The organism is Pseudomonas spartinae (assembly GCF_965197125.1).
GTDB classification, from domain to species: domain Bacteria; phylum Pseudomonadota; class Gammaproteobacteria; order Pseudomonadales; family Pseudomonadaceae; genus Aquipseudomonas; species Aquipseudomonas composti_A.
The window spans coordinates 1-23,063 of the sequence record NZ_CBDAMB010000017.1; the positions used below are offsets into that span (position 1 = coordinate 1).

The 23,063-nt window shown below is 56.1% G+C and carries 23 protein-coding genes and 1 tRNA gene; 8 read left to right on the top strand and 16 right to left on the bottom strand.

What is annotated here, in order from left to right; all coding sequences use genetic code 11:
• Positions 1 to 290: 290 nt before the first annotated feature.
• Both ACN8M7_RS24205 and ACN8M7_RS24210 read right to left on the bottom strand, forming a co-directional pair.
• A complete protein-coding gene (locus ACN8M7_RS24205; protein WP_490262429.1) occupies positions 291 to 689 on the bottom strand; it encodes a DUF6957 family protein in 399 nt (132 codons plus the stop codon).
• A gap of 32 nt (positions 690 to 721) precedes the next feature.
• Positions 722 to 1,093, bottom strand: a complete 372-nt coding sequence (locus ACN8M7_RS24210) for a hypothetical protein (RefSeq protein ID WP_490262430.1) — start codon at positions 1,091 to 1,093, stop codon at positions 722 to 724.
• A 118-nt stretch (positions 1,094 to 1,211) separates the two neighbouring features.
• Between ACN8M7_RS24210 and ACN8M7_RS24215 the strand changes: the two genes are divergently transcribed.
• Both ACN8M7_RS24215 and ACN8M7_RS24220 read left to right on the top strand, forming a co-directional pair.
• Positions 1,212 to 1,502, top strand: coding sequence for a helix-turn-helix domain-containing protein (locus ACN8M7_RS24215; RefSeq protein ID WP_490262431.1), 291 nt, complete (start codon positions 1,212 to 1,214; stop codon positions 1,500 to 1,502).
• 213 nt (positions 1,503 to 1,715) lie between these two features.
• On the top strand, positions 1,716 to 1,973 hold the full coding sequence (locus tag ACN8M7_RS24220) for a hypothetical protein (RefSeq protein ID WP_490262432.1): 258 nt from the start codon (positions 1,716 to 1,718) through the stop codon (positions 1,971 to 1,973).
• A 159-nt stretch (positions 1,974 to 2,132) separates the two neighbouring features.
• Here ACN8M7_RS24220 and ACN8M7_RS24225 read toward each other — a convergent pair whose 3' ends face one another.
• Both ACN8M7_RS24225 and ACN8M7_RS24230 read right to left on the bottom strand, forming a co-directional pair.
• Positions 2,133 to 3,017 carry an ImmA/IrrE family metallo-endopeptidase gene (locus ACN8M7_RS24225; RefSeq protein ID WP_490262433.1) on the bottom strand — a complete coding sequence of 295 codons (885 nt, stop codon included), beginning with the start codon at positions 3,015 to 3,017 and terminating at the stop codon, positions 2,133 to 2,135.
• A 2-nt stretch (positions 3,018 to 3,019) separates the two neighbouring features.
• Positions 3,020 to 3,322 carry a helix-turn-helix domain-containing protein gene (locus tag ACN8M7_RS24230; RefSeq protein ID WP_177342772.1) on the bottom strand — a complete coding sequence of 101 codons (303 nt, stop codon included), beginning with the start codon at positions 3,320 to 3,322 and terminating at the stop codon, positions 3,020 to 3,022.
• A gap of 512 nt (positions 3,323 to 3,834) precedes the next feature.
• Here ACN8M7_RS24230 and ACN8M7_RS24235 point away from each other — a divergent pair.
• From ACN8M7_RS24235 to ACN8M7_RS24245, 3 genes are read left to right on the top strand one after another with little or no spacing between them, the layout of a single operon-like run.
• Entirely contained in the window at positions 3,835 to 4,920 is a 1,086-nt protein-coding gene (locus ACN8M7_RS24235) for a multiubiquitin domain-containing protein (RefSeq protein ID WP_490262434.1), read from the top strand.
• A 20-nt stretch (positions 4,921 to 4,940) separates the two neighbouring features.
• On the top strand, positions 4,941 to 6,311 hold the full coding sequence (locus ACN8M7_RS24240; RefSeq protein WP_490262435.1) for a ThiF family adenylyltransferase: 1,371 nt from the start codon (positions 4,941 to 4,943) through the stop codon (positions 6,309 to 6,311).
• A complete protein-coding gene (locus ACN8M7_RS24245; RefSeq protein ID WP_490262436.1) occupies positions 6,311 to 6,646 on the top strand; it encodes a ubiquitination-like system serine protease family protein in 336 nt (111 codons plus the stop codon). Before ACN8M7_RS24240 ends, ACN8M7_RS24245 begins: the two co-directional genes overlap by 1 nt.
• A gap of 428 nt (positions 6,647 to 7,074) precedes the next feature.
• Here the strand turns inward: ACN8M7_RS24245 and ACN8M7_RS24250 are convergent, their stop codons facing one another.
• Both ACN8M7_RS24250 and ACN8M7_RS24255 read right to left on the bottom strand, forming a co-directional pair.
• The gene (locus ACN8M7_RS24250) at positions 7,075 to 8,196 is read right to left on the bottom strand and encodes a Fic family protein (protein ID WP_490262437.1); all 1,122 of its coding nucleotides are present in this window, start codon (positions 8,194 to 8,196) and stop codon (positions 7,075 to 7,077) included.
• A 123-nt stretch (positions 8,197 to 8,319) separates the two neighbouring features.
• Positions 8,320 to 9,198, bottom strand: coding sequence for a competence protein CoiA family protein (locus tag ACN8M7_RS24255; RefSeq protein WP_490262438.1), 879 nt, complete (start codon positions 9,196 to 9,198; stop codon positions 8,320 to 8,322).
• Between the two features lie 141 nt (positions 9,199 to 9,339).
• Here ACN8M7_RS24255 and ACN8M7_RS24260 point away from each other — a divergent pair, with 141 nt between their 5' ends.
• Both ACN8M7_RS24260 and ACN8M7_RS24265 read left to right on the top strand, forming a co-directional pair.
• Positions 9,340 to 10,323, top strand: coding sequence for a hypothetical protein (locus ACN8M7_RS24260; protein ID WP_490262439.1), 984 nt, complete (start codon positions 9,340 to 9,342; stop codon positions 10,321 to 10,323).
• 626 nt (positions 10,324 to 10,949) lie between these two features.
• A complete protein-coding gene (locus tag ACN8M7_RS24265; RefSeq protein ID WP_490262440.1) occupies positions 10,950 to 11,576 on the top strand; it encodes a hypothetical protein in 627 nt (208 codons plus the stop codon).
• 33 nt (positions 11,577 to 11,609) lie between these two features.
• On the opposite strand, the gene ACN8M7_RS24270 is transcribed toward ACN8M7_RS24265, so the two are convergent.
• The 7 genes from ACN8M7_RS24270 to ACN8M7_RS24300 form a co-directional block, all read right to left on the bottom strand.
• Entirely contained in the window at positions 11,610 to 12,278 is a 669-nt protein-coding gene (locus ACN8M7_RS24270; protein ID WP_490262441.1) for an RES family NAD+ phosphorylase, read from the bottom strand.
• 498 nt (positions 12,279 to 12,776) lie between these two features.
• Positions 12,777 to 13,046 carry a LasR-specific antiactivator QslA gene (locus ACN8M7_RS24275; protein ID WP_490262442.1) on the bottom strand — a complete coding sequence of 90 codons (270 nt, stop codon included), beginning with the start codon at positions 13,044 to 13,046 and terminating at the stop codon, positions 12,777 to 12,779.
• Positions 13,043 to 13,312, bottom strand: a complete 270-nt coding sequence (locus tag ACN8M7_RS24280) for a hypothetical protein (RefSeq protein ID WP_490262443.1) — start codon at positions 13,310 to 13,312, stop codon at positions 13,043 to 13,045. Before ACN8M7_RS24280 ends, ACN8M7_RS24275 begins: the two co-directional genes overlap by 4 nt.
• Positions 13,313 to 13,911: 599 nt before the next feature.
• Entirely contained in the window at positions 13,912 to 15,114 is a 1,203-nt protein-coding gene (locus ACN8M7_RS24285) for an XRE family transcriptional regulator (RefSeq protein ID WP_490262444.1), read from the bottom strand.
• Positions 15,111 to 15,758 carry a hypothetical protein gene (locus ACN8M7_RS24290; RefSeq protein ID WP_490262445.1) on the bottom strand — a complete coding sequence of 216 codons (648 nt, stop codon included), beginning with the start codon at positions 15,756 to 15,758 and terminating at the stop codon, positions 15,111 to 15,113. The genes ACN8M7_RS24285 and ACN8M7_RS24290 overlap by 4 nt, the downstream gene beginning before the upstream one ends.
• Before the next feature lie 225 nt (positions 15,759 to 15,983).
• Complete coding sequence (locus ACN8M7_RS24295; protein WP_490262446.1) at positions 15,984 to 16,793, bottom strand: helix-turn-helix domain-containing protein; 810 nt, start codon at positions 16,791 to 16,793, stop codon at positions 15,984 to 15,986.
• A 5-nt stretch (positions 16,794 to 16,798) separates the two neighbouring features.
• Positions 16,799 to 17,017, bottom strand: coding sequence for a plasmid-related protein (locus ACN8M7_RS24300; protein WP_096825472.1), 219 nt, complete (start codon positions 17,015 to 17,017; stop codon positions 16,799 to 16,801).
• 126 nt (positions 17,018 to 17,143) lie between these two features.
• On the opposite strand from ACN8M7_RS24300, the gene ACN8M7_RS24305 reads away from it, so the two are divergent.
• Positions 17,144 to 17,902: a hypothetical protein gene (locus ACN8M7_RS24305; RefSeq protein ID WP_490262447.1), complete on the top strand. Its 759-nt coding sequence runs from the start codon at positions 17,144 to 17,146 to the stop codon at positions 17,900 to 17,902.
• A 74-nt stretch (positions 17,903 to 17,976) separates the two neighbouring features.
• On the opposite strand, the gene ACN8M7_RS24310 is transcribed toward ACN8M7_RS24305, so the two are convergent.
• The 3 genes from ACN8M7_RS24310 to ACN8M7_RS24320 form a co-directional block, all read right to left on the bottom strand.
• Positions 17,977 to 19,071 (bottom strand): tyrosine-type recombinase/integrase, encoded by a 1,095-nt coding sequence (locus tag ACN8M7_RS24310; protein WP_396465970.1) that lies wholly within the window; start codon positions 19,069 to 19,071, stop codon positions 17,977 to 17,979.
• 127 nt (positions 19,072 to 19,198) lie between these two features.
• Positions 19,199 to 19,275, bottom strand: a tRNA-Ile gene (locus ACN8M7_RS24315).
• 16 nt (positions 19,276 to 19,291) lie between these two features.
• Complete coding sequence (locus ACN8M7_RS24320) at positions 19,292 to 23,026, bottom strand: EAL domain-containing protein (RefSeq protein WP_490262448.1); 3,735 nt, start codon at positions 23,024 to 23,026, stop codon at positions 19,292 to 19,294.
• Between the last annotated feature and the right edge of the window lie 37 nt (positions 23,027 to 23,063).

Genomic DNA, 23,063 nt, shown 5'->3' on the forward strand with positions numbered 1-23,063 from the left:
TTTGGGGTAAGAGCTTCGTTGGCGCATGGGAATCCCGGCGATAAGGGCTATCGCGTCCGCTTAAAAATACGCGGACACCATCGCCCTTAATGCTGGAGTTCGGAAGGTGACTTGGCTGGACGCTTACTTTTCATGGGTTAGATGCGAACGGCTTTTGGTCGATAGCCGCAGTCGAATGTTTCTAGGCGGTGGGTATTCAGCGTGCGTTATGAGCAAAAGCCCGTGCAATCGAGCGGCCAGCGCCAAACACTGAAGTGCACAGCCCAGGAACACGAAGCGCATTGAGGCGTTCAGAAGAAGGCCGATACGATTTCAGTAGAGGAGTGCTTGCGTGTGCCGGGGCCGAGCAGCAGGTATACGGTGTTGAGTGTTTTGAACTGGAAGCCTTCCTTGAATTGGTTCAGGAACGAAGTTCTTACGAAGTCCCCCACGTCCCACCGACGTGCGCTGTCATAGACCACGCTATGTGCATAGATCAGCACCGGCTGGCGTTGAGTCTTTGCCAAGTGAAGTCGCTGCTCATCCGAGACATCCAGCGCGACCCAGATCCAGTCTCGAACTAGGCAGAACTCCGTATATGCGAAGTTTTTTCTGGCATAGGCGAGGGCCTCCTCGTCAGTCATGTGGCTGCCAGGCACAACGTCCCCCGGCCCGTAGAGCAGATTGGTCAACTGATATGGTGTTGTCATGGTGAGCTCTGTGCTCCTAGGGTGACGTGGGCTTATTCCTGGCGTTTGAGCTCAGCTAACTCAAACGCGCTCATAAGCGCTGCTACATCAGCTCTTGTTGCACCTGCACCGCTATCAGCAGCTTCCTGAATCAGGCTGTCGCAGATGAATTCGAAGCGCTGCTGAGGTGCCCGTGGTTGGGGTTCGAGGGATCGTGATAAGACGTAGAGCAGCTTGGTCAGATTTTGTTCATAGCCACCCTTTTCAATCTTTGGATCCGAGATGCTGAGGCCGGCTTCATTCTCAAAGCAGCGCTCAACGTGCTCGATGAAGGCATCCTGCTCTTCTGGCAGAACTAATTTGCTTCGATGCTGGGTTATGGCTTTGAAGAGATCCCGAAAGGATATTGGGTTGTCTTGAAGCATGGCTGATCTCCGGCGCTAGAGGCATCGTTCCTGTGAATACTTAAATGAACAGTATACGGTGTAGCAGTATACGATTCATTTTGGCTCGATTGTCTACTTCTTTGTTGGGGGTAGATCAATGGAGCTGAAGCAGTCGTTTGGTGCCGCCTTAAAGCAAGCGCGCGCGGTGCAGGAGAAGACCCAGGAGGATTTCGCGGGGGTCAGTGGCAGGACGTATCTGAGTGCTCTGGAGCGTGGGATCTATAGCCCGACCATCGACAAGATCGATGCATTAGCTTCTGTGCTGGAGTTGCATCCGATGACGCTTGTGGCCCTGTGCTACATGAAGGCAGAGCCTCAGGCCTCTGCAGATGAGCTCTTAGAGCGCGTCGGGTCTGAATTGAAGGCCTTGGGCGTTACGGCTCTTTAAGGGCTGCTAGTGGGGGTAATGGCAGGCATATCGAAGTGGTGACCAATACGGTGACCAAAAATATTTATCGAAGCCGGAAAAGAAAAAGGCCAGCGCGGTGGCTGGCCTAACTCTTTGTTTCATATGGTGGGCCCACACGGACTCGAACCGTGGACCAAAGGATTATGAGTGACCTAGAAACGCCTCAAGGCCAGTAAAACCGTGAGTAGCTCAGTGCAAGTAAAACAAGCTGAAAATAGCGTCGTTACTGGGCTTGAGCGTAATTTTGCAAAAGTGACAGAAGCTAGGCACTGTACCGCCAGTGTACTGTATTTTGTACCGCTGAAAGATCAGGTTGTACTTTTTCATCAGGCGATGTCTGCGCAGATAATTTTAGTCGGGCTGCGGATCAGGCATAGGCCTGGCAGTCCCAGGCTGAAGCTGGCTGTTGAGCAAAAGTACGGCAAGAGCTATTCACTCGGCTATTCCTGAGCCATCCGCTTGTTCTGCGGCTGAGCAAGTGCAGTACTCGCTGGCGTAGCAATGTAGCCATCTTGACTCTGAACTGCATCGTAACTGCGACACTCATCTGAAAGCTTCGCGCTGTCGTATTCCGTCCTAGCTCAGCGCACGACTCGCACCAGGCCATTATCAGCGAAATGAAGGTTCTCCCGTCAGCGGGGCTAGTAGGTCTTCTTCGTCATCCGTTTCGCTATCTCGTGCAGGCAGCGTCAAGATTCCCAAGGTGTAGCCGTACCCATCCCCCTCCACCACAAATGCATACTCAATGATTTCCATCCCATCGGGCTCTTTCGGGAACCAAGCTCGTGCGTCAATTCGCGCCTTGTCTCCCGATGCTGATCGAGTTGAGCGAGTGAGCACTGATGCCGCTGGCACTTCGACAGGTTCCTTCGAAGTAGCTAAGTACGCTCCGCTTTTGAATGCCCGTTCATTCGAAGATGACCAATCGAGGTAACCATCCTTGGCGGCAAGTACGACAACCCGCCCGGGGGTAATTTCCCGCCATTTTAGGGCCGCAGCGGTGAGAGATACGTTGTACCGGTCTGCACAGTGCCTCAGCAAATCTATCGAAAGCTCATGACCTGAGACTTGGTTTCGAAAATCGTCAGCGGGCATCAGGAGATAGGAGGCGAAGATGTCTGCCTCCGTTTCGATTTTCTTTCCGAGTGCATCCCAGGTATGCATGTCCTTCGGGAGGCATTGGAAATCTTGCTTCAGGTCACGGTGGAGAATGTAGTGAGCGAACTCATGAGCGATGGTGAAATTTATCCGCCCAGATGAAGCCACATCCTCGTTAACCCCGATGATCCACTTATCACCCTTGGGGCTCCTTTTAAGCATGCCTTCAAAGTTAGAGATAGGTACCGGCTTTATAGCTGATATAGGCGATTCAGGGCACACAGCTTTCGAGTACTCGAGAGCAACCTCCCTAACCTTGATCGGAAAGTGGTCGAATCCAGCAGTGCGTAGAACCTTCGTGATTTTGTTGGCTTCATTTTTTGGGTTCTTGCGCATCGTCAGTCTTCCCACCAATCGTCCACGATTTTTCGAAGGCGCTTCTTGTCGCTTTCATCGAGCGCTTGATATTTCCTGAAGAAAGCGCTGTCGGTTTCCTCATTTTGAGACGTTTCTGTTGCGCTTCCGAGCAGCGCTTCTGGGGTGAGATTCAACGCGAGCGCAATCTTGTTCACCTTGTCCATTGATGGATTAGGCTTGTCTCGGTTCTCAAGCTCCCACAGGTAGCTCTTGCTGGATTCTGTTAGCTCCGCCAGGCGCTCCAGAGACATGCCGAGCTCTCGCCTCCTGGCGCCAATTTTCATTCCAAGGCCTGATGCCACCGTAATCACCTCCCAGGTAGTTCGGTGAGTCTACCACTGTACCGAACAAAAAAAACCCTGTTGACAGGGTGGTTGGTTCAGGCGCACAGTGAGGTCGTCGTTCGGTGTTCAGATATGTCATCGTTCGATAGGTAGGTACGTAGAGCTTGCTGAAATGGGCTCTGTGTAATAGGCAGGCTAATAGGCTCATTGATCAGCTTGGCTGCATGACCATGAGAATAGCCCTAACGTCCGAATGAGCGGAGACGCTGCGACAGAAGGAGAATCAGGGGGGAGAGAATGGACTAGCGAAGAAAGAAATAAATCGAACACCGAGTCGGAGGTGCTGGGAAACGCAACTGCAATTGCGCCCCAGCGAGTGCATGAAGAATGCAAGCACACGTTCAGTATCTTCATGCGCCATCGGGTAGTCAAGGCTACTCGTTGCTCTGACGCGCTCACGAAACCCGTCAGGGCACCTAATCACGCCTGAGAAAAGGCGTGTGGAGATACTTATGAACGAAATCACTCAGAGTCATATTTTCATCGCCGGGTTGGATCTTGAGTTCAAACCGGTTCCCATCAACGACGAAACGCCGATCGGTACACAGATTGCCCGTGCCGGTGGCTTTCTCCCTGATCAGATGCCTACGATTCTTCAGGCACTTCCAACCGGTGCATTCGAAGATATTCGCCCGGACGAGCTCGTGAATTTGGCGGCAACGTCGCGCCGTTTCATCGTTGTCGAATCCGACCGCTCCTACTTCTTCGCTGTCGATGGTCAGCGCTTCGATTGGCCATGCAAGATCATTAATGGCCACACAATCCGGAAGCTTGCACAGGTAGCTGAGAACATGCGCCTGGTGCAGCAGCTGGAAGAAGAAGCTGATCGCGACATCGCAGACGCTGACGTTATCAATCTGGGAGAGGAGGGCGTTGAGCGCTTTGTCATTCGTAAAGCGATCTGGAAGCTTAAGATCCAAGGCCGTCCCTTCGAGTTCGACAAGCCACAGGTCACTGTTCGTGAGGCCGCCTTGCGAGCTGGTCTGGATGTATCCCTGCATTGGAAAATTACCCTCACAGCTGGGGGGCACCATTCCGAATTGCCCAGTATGGACGTGATCGTTGACCTCAGTGCCCCGGGTATCGAGAAGCTGCGCTTCACTCCGAAGGACGTAGGAAACGGTGAAGTCGCAACGGCACCTCGTCGTGTTTTCAACTTGCTGCCAACTGACACGCAGTACCTTGACCAGCTTGGTTTGCGCTGGGAAACCTGTATCGGAACAGATGGCCTGCGCTATTTGGTAATCCACGACTATGAACTGCCGGCGGGCTACAACCACCAGTATGTCCAACTGGCGATTCAAGTCCTGGCAGGTTACCCGGTCGAGCCATTGGACAGCTTCTATCTGTACCCCCATGTGTCGCTGGCCACAGGTGTGCTCCCTCCCAATGTGCAACTGACGGCTCAGATCGACGGTTTGGGCTTCCAGGGGTGGTCACGCCACCGGACAACTGTCCCGTGGAATCCCCATGCCGATAACGTCATTTCGCAACTGGCTCTGGTCGAGGGATGCCTTCACAAGGAGGTTGGTCAATGAACGCTGGGGCGACGCTCGTAATGACCGAAGCCCTGCACGCCGCACTCCGGGAACATCTGTTCCCGGGGGACGGTTTAGAGGCAGCGGCCATCCTCATCTGCACACGATACGAAGGTGAGCGCACCAAGTTGCTCGCGAAATCTGTGATTCCGATACCCCATGAAGCATGCGTCAGGGAAAAGGATTTTCTGAATTGGCCTGGTGAGTACCTTGATCTTGCTATAGCGCAAAGTGAAGAAACGCAATCTTCAATCATGCTTGTCCATTCTCACCCTGGCGGCTTCTTGGGCTTTTCAGAACTGGATGATGAAAGCGATCAAATCACCATGCGATCACTCTACTCTGGGGTTGAGGTCATCCATGGCTCAGGGGTCATGATCCCGGACGGTAGGGTGGTGGCTCGCACGTTCGATGATTCGCAACGCCCTACCAATGTGCGGCTGGTCTCAGTAATCGGTGACGACATACGGTTGTACTTCGACGGAGTTGAAGGCCATACAGTTCTGGACGATAGGTCCGGAGCGCCTATGGCATTTACGTCTGAAATGACCCAGGCACTGGCGAAGCTGAGTGTGGCTGTCATCGGCGTCTCTGGCACGGGCTCTGTTGTGGCAGAGCAAGTTACCCGCTTGGGCTTTGGCGAGGTCATCTTGATTGACCATGACAGCGTTGAGGAACGCAATCTTAACCGGATACTCAACAGCACCCTGGAGGACGCGGCCTCCTCGGCACCCAAGGTGGAAATGTTCGCGAGTTCCATCGAGCGTGTGCGCGGTAAGGGAGTGGCCCGCACGATTGCTAAATCTATCGGGACTCGTGAGGCAGCACTAGCGGCAGCTGATGCGGATATTCTCTTCTGCTGTGTGGATACGCGATACGCCAGGATGATCGCTGATCGAATCGCTAGTCGTTTTCTCATCCCACTCTTCGATGTTGGGGTGCTGATTCCTACAATGAAGGATGAGTCGGGAGTGATGATCGCAGGCGTTTATGGCCGCGTAGATTACGTGCAGCCCGGAGGTGCATCTCTCGCTGATCGTGAGGTCTACACTGGTGAATCGCTTCGTGCCGAGAGTCTGCTAGCTGCGAGTCCTGAGGCCTATCAACAGCAGATTGAGCATGGATACATTAGAGGGTTCCATGAGGAGGCTCCCGCTGTGATATCCCTGAACATGCTGGCGGCATCCTCATGTGTAATGGAGTTTTTGGCCAGAGCATTTCCGATGCGTGAAGAGCCAAACAGCAACTACGCGCGAACCTTGATCAAGTTCAGAGAGGCAGAGCAGGAGTTCACTGCCGAAAAGGACTTTCCTAAGACCCCAGACCCAGGGTTTGCGCTTGGCGCTGCTGAGCCGCTTCTCGGGATTGCTGATTTGGCAGGTGATGTGTGATGTTCAAGATCTTAAAGAAAGTGCTCTACCGCTGGGTAGACGGACTACTCCCCGCTCGAAAATTGCAGATCGTGCAAGGGGATGTCCTGCCAAGCGAACTGCCTTTTCGGTCTCTACTTCTTGTGAGGGATGGCTCGGAAGACTGGTGCGTTGGGTTCAAATGTCCATGCGGTTGCGGTAGGACGATTGAGCTTTCACTGCCAGAGGATGTGACGCCCAGATGGACATGCTGCATCGATTCCCTTGGACGGCCAACGCTGTACCCATCTGTGTGGCTAAAAAATGGCTGCAAATCGCACTTTTGGCTGCGAGATGGCAAAGTCACTTGGGTATGAATCCCTCGTGGTGCTTGCACATCTAGCAACTCAGCAATCGCAGCGATCTGCGTGGTGCCGCCTGTCGCGTTCAGGGGGCGCTGTGTAGGCGGCAGGTTTGCTTGTCTAGCTGCCAATGGGCTAACAGGCGCACCAGTAGTCTACCGAACGGTCCCTTGGCTCGCGGCGATTTGATAAGACCGATCAGCAGGGCTGCTGGTATGGACTAGGTCAGCATGTCCCAGGCCTGGGCGACTATCGGCCTGTAATCCATTTTCTTCCTTAAACCGAGCTGCTCGACTGGTACCACCCGTGTCACGGGCGAGCAGATGTGCCGAGATCCATATGTCTGACACATCCGGATAAGGGCTAATTGCTTTCAATGGCTCAGGGGGATCGCGACCATTGTCCTATGGCGCGATGACGCACCAGAGACTGAAGGACTCAGCTCAGCGTGCTATCTGATAACGGGTGCTACGCCCGCCACCGGGCAGCCGCTCGATGCAGCCCTTTTCCAGCAGGTCGCTCAGGTGGCGGGTCGCGGTGGCTTTGGAAACCTTGGCCACAGCTTGGTACTGGGCTGCGCTGATACCGTTTTCGAAACCGCGTTCGCCGCCATCGAGCAGGTGGTTCAGCACTTTGATCTGCTCTGCCGATAGGGTTTGGCTGCGGTGTGCCTGCCAGAAGCGCGCCTTGACCAGCACGCGGCCGATGCGAGCGAGGGCCTGTTCCAGGCTGTTAAGCAAGGTTGCGAGAAACCACTGCAGCCACTTGGTGATATCCAGCCCGCCTTTCTGACTGGCTTCGAGAATGCGGTAGTAACTAACTCGGTCGTCGAGGATGCTCGCGGACATGGCGTAGAAGCGAATGGCCTGCTGCTCGTCCTGAGCCAATGCAAGATCGGTGATGGCGCGCGTGAGGCGGCCGTTGCCGTCATCGAAAGGGTGCAGGGTAACGAACCAGAAATGGGCGATGCCAGCACGCAGAAACGGGTCAAGACTGGCATCGCTTCGGCTGCTCTCGAACCAGGCGAGAAATTCCGCCAGCTGCGCTTCCAGTCCTGCTCGCGGAGGCGCTTCGAAATGTACGGTCGGTTGGTCGATGCGACCGGAAACCACCTGAGTGGGCTCTTCGCCGCGCAGTGCGCCGATTTGTAGTGGGCTGGCCAGCAGTTGGTCATCGCTGAGAAATAGCCAGCGGTGCCAGGTGAAGAGTCGCTGTTCGTCTAGCGGCTCTTGATGTGCGTGGGTAGCATCGAGCAGCAGTTCTGCCAGTCCTTCGGAGCGAGAGGTGATGCGGCCTTCTTCGTTCAGCCCCAAGCGCCGCGCCAGTGATAAACGCACGGAGCCGACATTCAGTTGTTCTCCCTCAATGGCTGAAGAGGTGACGATGTTCTGCAGCATGGCATCCAGGCTGCTCTGCACTTCAGTGTCACCGCCCACCGCACCGAGCATTCCTAACAAATGCCCCTGAGCCTGACTGCAAGCGCGCAGCAGCGGGGCAAGCGTTTCGCCTTGCCAGCTGAAGTGCGGCCAGTTGGGGTGCTGCCAGATCCATAGCGAGCCATTCATAAGGGGGCATCTATGAGCCGATTAGCGAGCCTATTCGGCTCACACGATGAGCCGATAATGCAAGCTATTCGGCTCACCGTCCAATCTTCAACCGGGCTGGCCTGGCTTTAGTGGCATACCTAATCAGTGCTCCTGGTTCAATTCTTTAAGGCGCTTCAGTACTTCGTTTTGACACTGAGGATAGAAAATCCAATTCTTGTACTTGGGGTTGTACTCGCCTCCCAGCTCATTTCGCCAGGTTTTAAGCAGCTCAGTGATTTGTGGGTTGAATGACCAGGAACGCACGGCAACTGAGCCTGTAGGCAGTATTCGGGCGGTTAACCACATCCCCATAATCGTATAGCGGTGCTCGGTACATTTGGCTTGGGGGGCAGCTGAAGGGAGCTTGGCTGCAATGGCTTGCCAGTCAATTGCCGGGTGCGCAGGTAATGGGGGCGGTTCGGGAAAGATCCAGGATTTGTTGCGTGTCTGCTCCAATATATGGGCTTTCACCTCTTCTGAGGGAATTGGCTGCTTGTTGAGCAATAGTTCACTGAGGTTAATCTCGACGGTGTTGATGCCGGCGCTTCTGATCCGCTCCAGTTTTTCGACGCCAATGAATGAGGTGACCGCTACCTCGATGAATAGCTGACTGCCATCTTTCAGGTGGGCGACCAGATCTGGCTGGAATCCTTGCTGTGGGACCTCCTCTGCCACCCTTTCGAAATCCCACCAACTGCTTTTGTCTTCGCTGTCCGGCCAGACACCAGGCACAGGTGGCAGCTGCAGACCGAGCTGGTTGCGGATGACTTCTTTGGCGTACAGGTGCAGCAGGCTTTCGCGTTGGATGAAGCAGCTTTCCTTGTTCGAGTGGTGGGAGAAATGATGCTCACGGATCAGGCCTTTGCGAGCGACCACCGGCTCACCGCAGCATGCGCATGAGCAATTGCACGCAAGCCCACGCATGGCGTTTTCAATGGTTATCAGTTGGCCGTTTGGATCGAGTGCAACGAACATGCTCATGGGTTAAGCCTCTGGCGTTAAGACGGCTTCAAGAGTCATGATTCGAGCTGGTTAAAACCTCCCCCGAACCCTACATAAAGGGTTCGGGAGGGTTCATGGAGATGCTTAGGTCTCTTTATTTTCGGGGCATAGGGAGAGTTTGTGCTGAAAGTAATGCGTTGTCTGGATGAAGAGCTGCGGCAGTCGCCTGCACCAGATGTAAAAGCCTACAAGGTGATCCGAGTTTTGCTGGAGGCCAGCATTAACGCCCTGGAAAAGGGCAACCAGGACCCTCAGACGTTTGACCGCGCGACCTTGCTAGATATATGCGACCCGAAAGTGAAAGCGGCCGGGCGTGACCCTGCGCGTTGGCTGCCAACCACCGCGCTGGAAACATTCCTAGACTCCCGGATGAACTCGATTCGGAAACGTGCAGAGCAAATGGGCTTGAAGCATTTACCAGTGATCGCAAGTAGTGATGCGAAGGGCGGGGCAGGTAACCAGCGAGTCTACTGGCTTACAACTAAGCCGATTGAAAACAATGATGACGGCTTGCTTACAAGGCAGGCATTTCGACAGATCATCTACACCAGGACGGAAAATGGTGAGGTTAAGCCAGCCCTGTTTTTACGGCTGATTTTCCGCGACGGTGTGCTGGAGAACCGCAGTTGGCGCGGTGTGATGATGTTACTCACAGTGCTGCTTGGTATGGGGTTTCTGTCACTTTGGGTTTTTGCATCGCTATGGAGTCTTTCCGCAATTGATCAGGCGCTTACGCTACGGCAGCTCGTCATCAGCGTTTTAGTGGGCTTTCTGGCTTGGTGCATATGGCGTGGTGTGCATCAACCATGGGTTGAGTTGGTAGACAACCGAGTCGTAAAGGCACCGGCTCCGTTGCTTTCATTCAAGGAGGATTCTGCCGAACTCGAAATGTACCGTGATGATGAGAAGAGGCCTTGGACAAGGTTCGTGCGCTTCTCAAGTGACTGTCCCTTCTGTGGTGGCCGGATTTTGTTAGCAGAAGGTAGGCCTGATCACCAAGTGCCCCTTGTTGGCAGGTGCGGTGAAAGTCCGCATGCGCACGTGTTCAGTTTTGACCGGGCCAGGTTATCAGGGGTCTATATCGGCCCAAGGCTTCAGGCTTAGATTTCGCGCTCCAAGTTGATCGCAATGAGGAGTACTAGGCACGCGCCCAAGCCAGAACTGGCGGGCGTTTGCGCGGTGCACGGCACGCCAATGCACTCATTGGGTGCCGTCTCCAACCCCCGTGCAGACTGCTTTTCAGGCAAACCAAGTGCCGCCTCCTTTTATCTTGCCCTCCACCTTTTCGTACATGCTGAACTGCTGGGTTGAGCAACTAGGTTGAGGGAGTGGGTGCTCTGCCATCGCAGGGTGGTTGGCGAGGGCAGGTCAACGCTAGCGGCACTCGGTTGCACGCGCTACGGGCATCAATGCCGATGCAATAACGGCTGGCCTATCGACACGACGTTGATCACAAGGGCTGAGCCCGAAGCGTTATGGAATGTCAGCCCTGTGACCAACTAAAGCAGATCTCCAGGCGTTACGGCGGCAAGATCATATGTGCAACTCCAAACCGTCTGCCCTGCCCGACAGGACCAAGCACAAAGTCGCCCGCACCTTTCTGCCGCCATCCCGTCGTTGCGATCCGTTGGTCGCCATCCGACAACTTGACAAGTTGACAACTTGACTGGGGCTGCCTCAAGGGGTAGCCTGTATCCCAAGCATCATTCGTCAGAGCTAGGAGTCGTCCCATGTCTGTCGCAAGAATTGAAGAGCTCAACAACGTTGAAGAAGTGAAATCAGTGCTGCGCGATCGTTTTGAAGACAGCATGTCGCGCGTCCCCCTTAACGTACTTTTGAAAGCTGTAAAAATGGATAACAAGAGAGCATTTGCTGCAGTTGCTCAGGCCGAATTGGAACCTCACTCAGACAAAAAGAAAAGCATAGAAACTCGTATGCAAGCTGCCGTAGCTAAAATGCGAGAGGCGGCATTTGAGAGAGTTAAAAGTAGATGTGAGTTGCTAGATGCGGCTGATGTCTGTGAGTTGTTAGATATTAAAAAACAATCAATCAGTCAAAAAACTAAGCTTGGCCAAATTTTGGCCTACACAAAGCAGCGTCGTAAATTTTACCCATCATTTCAAATCGTAAACAATAAAGTCCATCCAGCAATCAAGAGGCTTATTTCGGAATTAAATTTAGACCCAGAAGATTTAGAGTCTATGAATCTTCTCGTCCAGCATCTGATTGGCAAAATGGATTATTCAGAGCCCGGCGAACCAAGCAATGAAGTTCCACGGTATTCGTTGCTAAGTGATGAGGCCGCGCTTGAGATAATCAAGCGGGACTTCATCAATTCTACTGAAATGGGGCAATGAAACCGGGCCTTGATAGGCCCGGCTTCACCTTACTCACTCGATTACTACGCCCGAGGCTGCCAGGAATTCGCTCGCAAGCTCATCAGTTTCCAATTTAGCCGTCAGAACGGCTTCGAAGGAAACAGATTCAACCTGAGGCATTCTCCCATCAAAGAGAACTACGTTACAGGAGGCCATAGAGCCACTTTTGGTATACACAGCAGAAGGGTACAGGACTCCATCAACATCCTCTCCCAACTCCATGCATGCCTTAGCCAGCTCGCGCGTCTCCTTGTAACCTTCTCTCCCCTGCCCTTTGGCGTCAACCAGATGCCGTAGCTTCAGATGCTTAGCCCTATTCGCCAAGGGGCCGACATCGATCAGCGTCAAAGGGCGCACCGTTACCAGCTCGTGAAGGGAGCTTTGCTCAAGTGTCGAAAGCTTTACTGCTTGCGTATCAACACCCTGGCCGGACTGATAACTCTCAGCCACAGCCACCGTCTTGCTTAGGCCCAGGTAATATACGCCGACCTTTTGGTCCGGATCGGCGTAGCGGGTATCCGAATTTGCCCGATAATTGATCGGGTTATCGTCGTACCTACTGGGCTGGCAACGGTACAGCTTCGTGCCTTCGGGAAGGATGTGCGTCGCCTCAGCGTGCGATTCCACGACTTCCCGGACCAGCTTACCTACTTCGCTTTCTTTTTCTACCTCTACACTCATACACAATGCTCCTATAGCCGATTAAATTTTGCATGGTCATCTTCCAATGCTTATGGGGTTTCACCTCGCGGCAGATGCCGCAAAGTATATAAGGGCCGAAGCCCGAGGCGACTATAAACGAAAATAGTGCGGAGATGTAGGGGGCTTTGATATGTAATTTTGTGGTTAAAAAATAAGCAATGGCTGCGTGGGCGAGCGTGTGCTAATTACATGTTAATTAGAGTTGGTTATTTGTTTAAATAAAGTTTGCTTCGGGGTAGGGCAGGAAAATTGATAGTTCCCTTGATTTTAATTGCTCTGTTAAATGATTAAATTCAATTGGTTGCTAGATTAATGAAGGTAGCTGCGCAATTGGATTTGCAAATAGGGATCTATTTATTGAGCTGACTTTCTGACTTTGGCCGCTATCAGCCCATATTTGGCCCTACTATGGATAGCGTAAGCCGGCATAGCCGGCTTACGTACCTCTGCTTTATAGGGCTAGATCAATGGCCTATCTCAGTGACCGCTGCACCTGTGAGTACATATGCGCTGATGGAGGCGGCTGAGGAAGCCCACTTCAAAGGCTCTCCGTTCTATCGCGCATGGTAGTAAGTCGCGCTCGGCGATCATGACTGCCCAGAGCCAACCACTGCGAGCATTATCCAGCCAGCTCTGGGCCAGCATTGCGCCCTGATTGAACGCCTCCTTGCAGTCGGTGGCCCAGGTAATTTCCACGCCTGGGTGGCCGTCGTGAGGTGGAAGGCAGGTCATTACACCTTTGCTCATCTCGCACCTCCTCGCGCCTCGGATAGAGCTCGGCGATAGAGCACGACCATCTCATCGAGCAGATCCAGAGCTGAGTAAGCAGCAATCCGCACACGCAGATGTTCCGGCTGCAGTCCATCTGGTTCAGCTAATTGTTCCAGCAACTGGCCGAGCATGACGCCACGCAGTTCAGCTGCAGCTTCAGCGGGTAGGGGAGAGCGTTCGGATTCATGCAGCGGGCTTCGCTGCAGTGGAAAAGGTACAACGCAGGATTCGAACTCAGCCATGGCGCACCTCCTGATCAGAGGTGGACAGCAAGACCTGAAGCCCAAGGCGGAGCTCTTGGGTAAAAAAGGGGTAGCGCATTTTCCTTATGCTCCTTGGACGGGTTAAGGAGCCGCCTACCAGCCTTCTCACAAGCATAGGAGGCGGACCGTGCAAGGGTGAGAAACCGGCGTCCAAGGGAACCGGCCAGGCAAAAGCCTGCCTCACACGGCCCGCCATAGATATGCAGTAGCACAATGGGTAACCATTGGCTTTGCACTATGACGCTACCGCGCCTTGGACAACATCTGGGTTCTCACGCCCGGTCGTGGGACTTACCACGACGGGGGCACTCTAGCCCGAGGGTTTCAGGATGGCAACCAACTGTGGCATAGAGGGACCGTACTCCACATAGGCTGGAGGGCGTGGGGGACACTAATCGCATTCTTGTCGCGCTACATACGTCACGGACAAGCTGGTTAGGAGGGAGGAGCGGTAGGGTTTACGGTTAGATTCGACGATGCAAGGAGCTGAGGAGCCATGCTCAATAGGAGAGGCCATTCGGGTAATTGCGGCATGGCAGAAGAAGGCATCCACATCAAGTCGGATGCCCATCTGTTCATTAGCGTCGATTAAACGGCAGAACGGTAGCGCTTCCTTCAGTAGTGGCGAGGGATGTATCGCGGACAACGCTGGCCTTCAGCTTTGTCATGCTCAATACAACGCCGCTTTGAGACAGATAGCCCTCGCTGAGGCCGGTCAGGCGCTCGATGTCAGATGCAGCCAAGCCGATGTAGCTTGATACGGACTCAATAGGCAGAACGCCGGAAGACGCAAGAAGCTCGATGGTTCTCTTGAGAAGCCTGGGTTGCTCAGGTGTGCGGCCCTCGTCACCAGGTTCAGACTTCACCCCCCAACGGGCAGAGCGTCGTTTGAAAAGGAGCGATTTCTCTTCCTTATCGATGATACCTAGCGCATGCAGGCGCATGATAATTGCTGCGACTGAGACGCCCCAGCGCTGTTTGAGTAGCAGCAAGCTATCCAAGGTAACCGGTGTTTTCACCTCTGCCGCAAAGGTCTCAGCAGGCAACAGGAACGCTCCGGCAAAACGATGTGCCTGATCTTCCATCTGCTTGTACCGAACTGGGTCAGTGGAGCGTTCTATACCTTTATGGAGTGCTAGATGACCGAGTTCGTGAGCCAGATCGAATCGACTACGAAATCCGTTAGCCTTGTCTGCTGATAGCAGAATCATCGGCCTCTGCAGTTCTTCACTCCACGCGGATAGCCCCTCGATAGGAGCGATACCAGTTTCTTCGCGTACGAGAATTACTCCCGCCCCTTCAACGGCCAGCGCAAGGTCAGGAATAGCTCGGCGGCCTAAGCCCCAAAGATCTCGACATTCACAGGCAGCCTCTTCGATATCCAAGGTGCTGATCTGCTCAGGCGACTTGAACTGTCGTACAGGCAGCTTCACCTCAGGGAAGTCCACAAACTCTTCCAGGGCAATCGAGATGTCTTGGGCCCATTCTAGCCGCGCTTCTAGCATCTGCCGCGCACCGACATGCGCTGAAGCGTTGCTTCGGAACAGAGGCAGAGACACTTTTGCCGGTAGTGGTCGTGTGAACCACTCAGGGCTTACGTTGATAACTGAAGCAAGGCGATCAAGCGCATCAGCTTCCGGGGCCTGTAGCCCTGCGCGCCATTTACTAACAGTCGCTGGCGAAACACCGATCATCGCAGCGAGCTGAACTTGAGGAAGACGACGGGCCGCGAGAGCTTGACTCAGGCGGCCCGATTGGAACCCGTTGACTCCGCGACTCATGACTGATTTTTCCGCGTTTCCGCTGCCACGCCTGGTTTGAGCTTGGGTTGGGCCCTGTCCGGCTGAACAGGATTTTCGACTTCGAAGTAGCGCGAGCAGAAGCGCTCAAGAGGCTCTTGGAAAATCCAGGACTTCATATCCTTGTCGGGCACTGCAATGTAGATCGTTTGAGGTGTCTCAGGTTTGAACGACATAGAGCCACTGAACGATGCTACGAAGAAAACGGTCGCCTGGGTGATTGGTGTCGGAGCGAAAAGCCCAGGCTGAACCAACTGCTCAATCGCTTGGTTTGCCTGGGCAAGTTGACGGCGCATTGCGCTACGACGACCGTTGTTCCAAGTGCGGGAGGATACGTTGAAGCGACTCAGCGTCAACATGCCTGCCCGCCCAATAACCAAGCTATTCCCCTTGATCGGAGTAGGATTCGCTCCGCCAACGATCAGGGCGTCGTTGAACGCTTCGTTCATGTGAAAGGCGCGCATTTGGCCGACCGCGTGTTTGACGTGGCCCGTGTGCATACTTTTGGCAGCTGAGAATGCCCTTGTCGCTCCAGCATTCAGGCCTTCCTCGATGCCCAAAAGGAGGTCACGAGAGATGTTTTGCATGATCAGCTCAGCAATGGCCTTACGACTTGGCTGCGACATGGTACGCGCTCACACTGATTTCGTTGAACGCGATTTTACACCTGAATAATTTCGTGTAAAGGGGCTTTGGCTGAGATAGAAGTCTTAGGTGGTGCCTGTTCAATTTAAGCCTGAGGGGCAGGTTATACGCCGCAGTATTCAACCATTTGTAGCTTGTACGGCGGCTTGCTCTGGGTTCTTACGCTTGGTTTAAGAGAGGGCGACAGCAAAGGCGACACATGCCGTTCAGCCAATCTCTTTAATTAGGCGGTCATGAGTGGCATGTTGATGCTCAAGGGATGCCGCTTTTGATGTTGCGGGTGGGATGAAGGTGCGGCGGCTAAAGGTCTTCTGGGCAATTCGCTGAGCGTCCTCAGAAGAAATCCCGCCTTGAACCAGACGTTTCACATAGTCCGCTTCAGAAAGCTCTGGTGGATTCTGCTGATGCGTGTGGCTCCCTGTCCGTCGAATGACGGCTTTCAACCAGCGTGATGGGGAACTACGGATGGCTCCCTTGGCCAGGGCGTTCAAAAGCTGGGAGGTGATCACTTCCTGTTGATCAGCAGGAGCGGAGCTGATCAGCAGGGCGACCTGTTGACTCTCCGATGCACTTAGCTGCGTCAGTTTTGCCGTGCGGCTTACTGATGATTCATTTGATGGTTCATATGGTGGTTCTAGGGGTGACATAGCTATGTCACCCTCCCCCTGACATAGCTGTGTCACCCCGGGGGTGACAGTGGTGTCACCCTCCCTGGCGATGTCATCAGCCAAGGGTGACAATCTGTCGGGGTAGGTCAACGCGAGTGTGTAGCCGTTAGAAACCTGCCGGCCGCTGGCATCGAATCGAGCATCCTTCTTGAGTAGACCAGCAGCCAGCAGGGTTTTGATAGTGCGTTGGACGGTGCGCTCCGAAGTGCTGCACTTCGCTGCAATCGTCTTCATCTTCGGCCAGCAGTAGCCGTGATCATCTGCGTTATCAGCGAGCGCCATGAGAACTAGCTTCGGCACAGGCGGGAGCGGCTGCTCCCATGCCCAGTTCATGGCTTTGATGCTCATAGCGGTCAGGCTTCTTCGATGACGCGAGCGACTGCAGAGGTTTTGAAATAGATCCGTCGGCCGATCTTGACCTTGCACGAGCGTAGCTTCGCGGACAGCTCGTTGTCGCCGCTCAGGGAGATTCTCAGGCCGTTTTTGCTGCGATGTAGCACCTCTGCGAGCTGCTCGAGGGAAAGCAGTGGTGAGCCTCCGTAGCGGTTCAGCAGGGTTTCTTCGACTGTCATCTTGCGACTCCTTGTATGGCTTGCGATACACTGCGCTCATTACGCGAAAAAGGCGTAAGAGTCCTTAAAAAATACTAAATGTCCATATTTTAGACATTTAGTCCTTTTTATGATCGAAGGCTTACGATGTCAAGCACGATTGAAGACCGCGTCATTCTGATTCTGAAGGAGCAGATGTCTCCGGCTGACCTTGAGAGCCTGAAGGGGCACGAAGGGCCGTTCTCAGCGCTACTCAGCCTGTGGAGCCAGCCGCCGTACGCTGGCCGCGGCTTCTGGGAAAAGCTCTCCCAGCTAACAGGCATTCCGTCTGCCCGGTGGCGTAGTGCGTTCTCGCGCAAGCAGAAACCGACCTCAGCCATGATCGAGTCGATTGCCCACCTGTGGCCGAAATATGCGTTCTGGCTGGTTACTGGCGTGACCGATGCGGCCAATGGTCATGTGGCGCCATTAACGGCGTTGACCTTCCCTGAGTTTCTTCATGCGGAGCAGCCTGGTGCGGATGCGTATTTCAGCAAGGCCATTGCCCTGGCAAAGCGCCTGTATGAAGAGGGTGAGGTCGATCTAGAGAACGATGAAGCGCGCCTTGCTGCAGTAGAGAGGACGCTTCCCTTGGCGCATTGGGTTGGAAGCGATCTGGTTGACGTGGCTTATCGACTGGCAACCAGCGATGAGTACCAGGAGCTTGTCAGAGCATGGGAGCACCGAGAAGAGTCTCGTGCTGAGCATCTTGGTCGGGTGCTAGGCACTGACCGGCCCTGGGAGCGGCAGTTGGAGGAGGGCAAGTCCCTCGGCCTCAAACTGACTCCGATCCCAGGACAAGACCCTCGCGTCACACACCAGAGCAGCTGGGATCTTTTCTACAAGCCGGGCAGCGAGGAGGCCTGAGGGCTGGTGACCGAAACTGGGTCAATTAAAGCCCTCAGTAAGCTCGGTGAAAACTGCAGGCGAATGACTGCAGATCAGTTGTCAGTCTGTTGCCTACTGCGTCTGGTCGTTTTCCTCTCCAGCTTATCCAGCTTGCTGACAAGGTCTTCAGCACGCAGGTGCGTGTAGCGCTTAAGCATCTGCATCGACTTGTGGCCGCTGATGGCCGAGACCTCCTGATCAGATAGGCCACCTTCGACCAGACGGCTGACCGCCTCATGACGTAGATCGTGGAAGCGCAGATCGGGCATCCCGAGCTTCTTCTTCAGCAGCCCCCAGGTCTTGGTGAAGGCATAGGGGCGACGTTTATCGTCCTTTCCCGGTTCACCGAAGAACACCAGATTGCAATCTTTGGGGCGAACGGGGTTCTCCAGTGCGGCCCTGAATGTTTCGGTTGCCAGCTTGGTAAGGGGAACGGTGCGAGCACTGTCGTTCTTGGTGTCTGCGAGTCGCACCACGCGCTTTTTCAGGTCGACCTGATGGCAACGTAGGCCGGTTATCTCCGACGACCTCATGCCCGTTTCCAAGGCGATTCGGACGATCCAGCCCAGCATGGGGTTGCTGTGGTTGTTCACCGCAGCGAGCAGACGCTTTTCTTCGTCAGCGGACAGTCGGCGGTCGCGACCGTCTCCAGGGCTCGGCTTGCGGATATTCAACACCGGGTTGAAGGTAAGGCCCAGGCCCCATTCCTGAATAGCTACCGTGAAAAGGTGGCTGAGAAGGGCCAGTTCAAGCCGCACGGTATTGTTGCTGGTGGGAAGGCCGCGCTTGCTCAGGGTGCCGAGCCTTGTGTCGCGATATTTGGCGATGACTTCAGCGGAGAGGGCGGCCATGGAGTACTTGCCCAGGTGCTGGATCAACTGCTTGGCCTTGGTGGCTTCGGCTTTGCGCGTAGTGGGCTTCTTGCTGGGCGTCACCTCGGACAGGTAGCGCTCTAGAGCTTTCTCCAGCGTCATGCGCTCGGAGCCGCTGCGCTGGATGTACACGCCGCGCACCATTTCGTCTTCGGTGCGGCGTGCCCAGTCTTCGGCGTCGCGCTTGGTGCGGAAGGTTTTGGCGTTGGTCGGCCAGCCCGTTTTTCGGACTACGGCTTTCCATGTGCCGGCAGGGGTTTTGACGATTGTTGCCATCAGATAAGGACTCCAAAGGCAGACTGGCTAACCAGTACTGTACCGATTTTGTACCTTTGGACCATAGGCTGATCCAGATGCCACAACCCTAAAAAGCTTAAAGCCGCGCAGTGCGCGGCTTTGAAGGTGGTGGGCCCACACGGACTCGAACCGTGGACCAAAGGATTATGAGTCCTCTGCTCTAACCAACTGAGCTATAGGCCCCCAGAAGGCCGGCGGATTATACCGGTGCGTTCTCGTCAGCGCCAACGGCTTGACCGGGCGAGAGAAATTTACGGGTAAAGGCCTCTGCGCAGAGTGGGCGGCTGATCACGTAGCCCTGAATCTGCAGGCAGCCTTCGGCGGCCAGGCACAGCTCCTGCGCCTTGGTTTCCACGCCTTCGGCGATGACCGTCAGTTGCATGCTGTTGCCCAGGGCGATGATGGCGCGGGTGATCGCCAGGTCGTGCGGGTCGTCCGGCAGGCCGCGAATGAATGACTGGTCGATTTTCAGCACATCCAGTGGCAGGCGCTTGAGGTAGCTGAGCGAAGAGTAACCGGTGCCGAAGTCGTCGATGGCCAGTTGTACGCCGAGTTGCTTGAGGCGGTGGAGGAGGTCCAGCGCTTCGCCCGCCTGGTTCATGATGAAGTTCTCGGTGATCTCCAGCTGTAGCAGCTCCGGCGCCAGGTCGTAGCGCTGCAGCAGTTCGCTGATGCGCGGCAGCAGGCTCGGCTGGTGCAACTGGGCGCCGGCGAGGTTGACCGAGAGGGTGCCGAAGTTGTGCCCACTTTCCTGCCATTGCTGCAGCTGGCGGCAGGCTTCTTCCAGTACCCAGTCGCCCAGCGGCAGGATCAGCCCGCTTTCTTCCGCTACGGGAATGAAGCGGTCCGGCGGGATTTCGCCGAATACCGGGTGCGGCCAGCGTACCAGCGCCTCGGCACCCACCAGGCTCTGGCTGCGCAGGCAGAATTTGGGCTGGTAGTGCAGGTGCAGTTCGTTGCGCTCCAGGGCGCGGCGCAGCTCCTGTTCCATGGCCATGCGTTCGTTGACCTCGAACGTCAACGCACGGGTGTAGAGCTCGCTGCGGTTGCGCCCCTTGGCCTTGGATTGGTACATGGCGGCATCGGCGTTCTTGACCAGGGTGGCGACGTCGAGGCCGTCCTTGGGATAGAGGCTGATGCCTATGCTGGCGCTGATGAAGAACTCGTGGTCATCGAGCTGGAACGGTGCGCGAAAGCATTCGAGCAGTTTCTGCGCGACCTGTTCGGCGTCCTGCGGCTGGGCCAGGCCGGGCAGCAGGATGATGAACTCGTCACCGCCGAGGCGGGCCACGGTGTCGATGTCGCGCAGTTGCAGCTTCAGGCGTGCGGCAATGGCCTTGAGCAGCTGGTCGCCGACCGGATGGCCGAGGCTGTCGTTGATCTGCTTGAAGCGGTCGAGGTCGAGGAACAGCACGGCGCCGAGCTGGTCGTCCGCGCGCGAGCCATCGAGGGCGCTGCGCAGGCGCGTTTCGAACAGCAGGCGGTTGGGCAGGCCGGTCAGCGGGTCATGGTGGGCCTGATGATCGAGGCGCGCCTGGGCGTGCTTGAGGCTGGAGATGTCGGCGAACACGCCGACGAAGTGGGTGATCTGGTTGTCGCTGTTGCGCACGGCGCTGATGGTCAGCCATTCGGGATACAGCTCGCCGTTCTTGCGTCGGTTCCAGATTTCCCCTTGCCAGTGACCGTTAGCCGCGAGGCTGTGCCACATGGCGGCGTAGAAGGCGTTGTCGTGCTGACCAGAGGAGAGCAGGGTGGGGCGTTGGCCGAGTGCTTCGGCCTCGCTGTAACCGGTGATCTGGGTGAAGGCGCGGTTGACCGCGGTGATGCGCTGTTCGAGGTCGGTGATCAGCACGCCTTCGGCGGTGCTCTCGAACACGGTGGCAGCCTGCAGCAGCTCTTCCTGCATCTGCTGGCGGTCGGTGATGTCGCGGGCGATGGTCAGCAGGCATTCGTCGCCGCCGATGGGCAGCGGCTGCGCCGAGAGTTCGCAGAGCCGCAGCTGGCCGCTCTTGTTGCGTACCGGGGCGATCATGTCGCGCACACTGCCCTGTTCGCGAATCTGCCGGACCAGGCGTTCACGGTCCTGCGGATCGGCCCAGATACCTAGGCTGAGGGTGCTGTGCTTGCCGATCTCGTCGAGGCTGTAGCCGGTGATATGGCTGAATCCTTCGTTGGCCTCCACCAGCATGCCGTCGCGCAGGCGGGTGATCAGCAGGCCGTCAGGCGAGGCATGGAAGGCCTTGGCGAATTTCTCCTCGGATATCTGCAGTTGCTGCTGGGTGGCCTTGAGCTGGCTGATGTCGCGCACCACCACGACCAGTGCCGGGGTGTTGTCGAGGACGAATGGGCTGGCCGAGAGCAGGCCGGTGAACAGGCTGCCATCGGCGCGGCGGAATGGCATTTCCAGGTTGCGCAGGCTTTCTTCCTGCAAGCGCAGGCGCATGCTCGGGCCGATGCCGGGCACGCCCCACAGGTCGAGTTCTGTGGCGGTCTTGCCGACGGCCTGTTCGGCGCTGACGCCGGTCTGTTCGGTGAAGGCGGCGTTGGTCTCCAGCAGTACGCCGTCGTCTCGGCGGGAGATGAGCAGGATGTCCGGGCACTGCTGGAATACCGAGGCGAACTTCTGTTCCGACAGGCGCAGGGCCTGCTCGGTCTGCTTGGCATCGCTGATGTCGATCATCAGGCCACGTATGACCTGGCGGTCGTCACGTTGCAGCAGGGTGACGATGTCGCGTACCCAGACGGTGCGCCCATCGGCAGCGAGCAGGCGGTATTCCAGGGTGTGGTCCTTGCCGGCCGCGCATTGTTCCAGGCAGCTGCGCAGGGTGTGCTGGTAATCGTCCGGGTGCAGGTGGCGTTGCCAGAAACCGGGCTCGAGCCATTCGTGCAGAGGGTAGCCGAGCAGTGTTTCCGCGTGAGGCGAGACGTAGGTGTAGGTGAGTGCGCTGGACTCGGTTTCCCAGGTAATGGCCGAGAGGCTTTCGACCATGTCGCGAAAGTGCTGCTCGCTGCTGCGCAGTTCCTGTTCCAGCGCTTCACGGTTGCGCATCTCCCGTTTCAGGCGATGGTTGATGCGCAGGATGATGGCGATGACGGCCAGCAGCGCAAGCAGGGCGGGCAGGCCATAGAGCAGGGCCCGATGCCAGAGCGCGCGTTGGTCCAGCACGCTGCCAACCCAGGGCTGCTGCAGACGGGCGATTTCCTCGGCACTGAGCTCGGCGAACAGGCGGTCGAGAATGCCGATCAGCGTGGCTTCGCCACGTGGAGCGGCCATCGCCAGCTGATAGCGATAGGGTGTCTCGCCGCTGATGTAGAGACCGTCGAGCTTGAGCTGGCGCAGGCTCCAGATGCTGGAGGCGAGGTCGCCGACCATGGCGTCGGCCTCGCCGGTGGCCAGCGCCTGCAGCGCTGCAGCGACATTGCGCAGCGGCAGCAGGTTGAGGTCGGGGTGTCGCTGGCGCAGCAGCTCGTGTGGCGCGTAGTCCTTGACGACGGCCACCTTGAGGCCATACAGGTCTTTGAGCTGCTTGGGCTGCGGCCCGCCGGAGCGGGACAGGATGATGATGGGAAAGTCCAGGTAGGGGCGGGTGAAGGTCAGGTATTCCTGGCGTTCGGGCGTGGACATCACCCCGGGAAGCAGGTCGATCTGGCCCCTGCGCGTCTGCTCCAGTATCGCGCTCCAGCTGCTGGTCTCGACGGGTTGCAGTGCAACGCCAAGGCGCGCTTCGATCAGCCGGACATAGTCGGCGGTCAGGCCCTGATAATTGTCCTGTTCGTCACGAAATTCGAAGGGGGGCCAGGAAGCATCGACACCCAGGCGCAGTTGGGGGTGAGCTGCCAGCCAGGTGCGCTCGTCCTCGCTGAGTGTCAGGGCTAGAGCCGGGGTCATCCAGTACGCCAGGCACAACAGCACAATGGCCGGCAAGCGGGGCATAACGGCCTCGTTTCGAGATCAGTATCGTCGCAGTGTA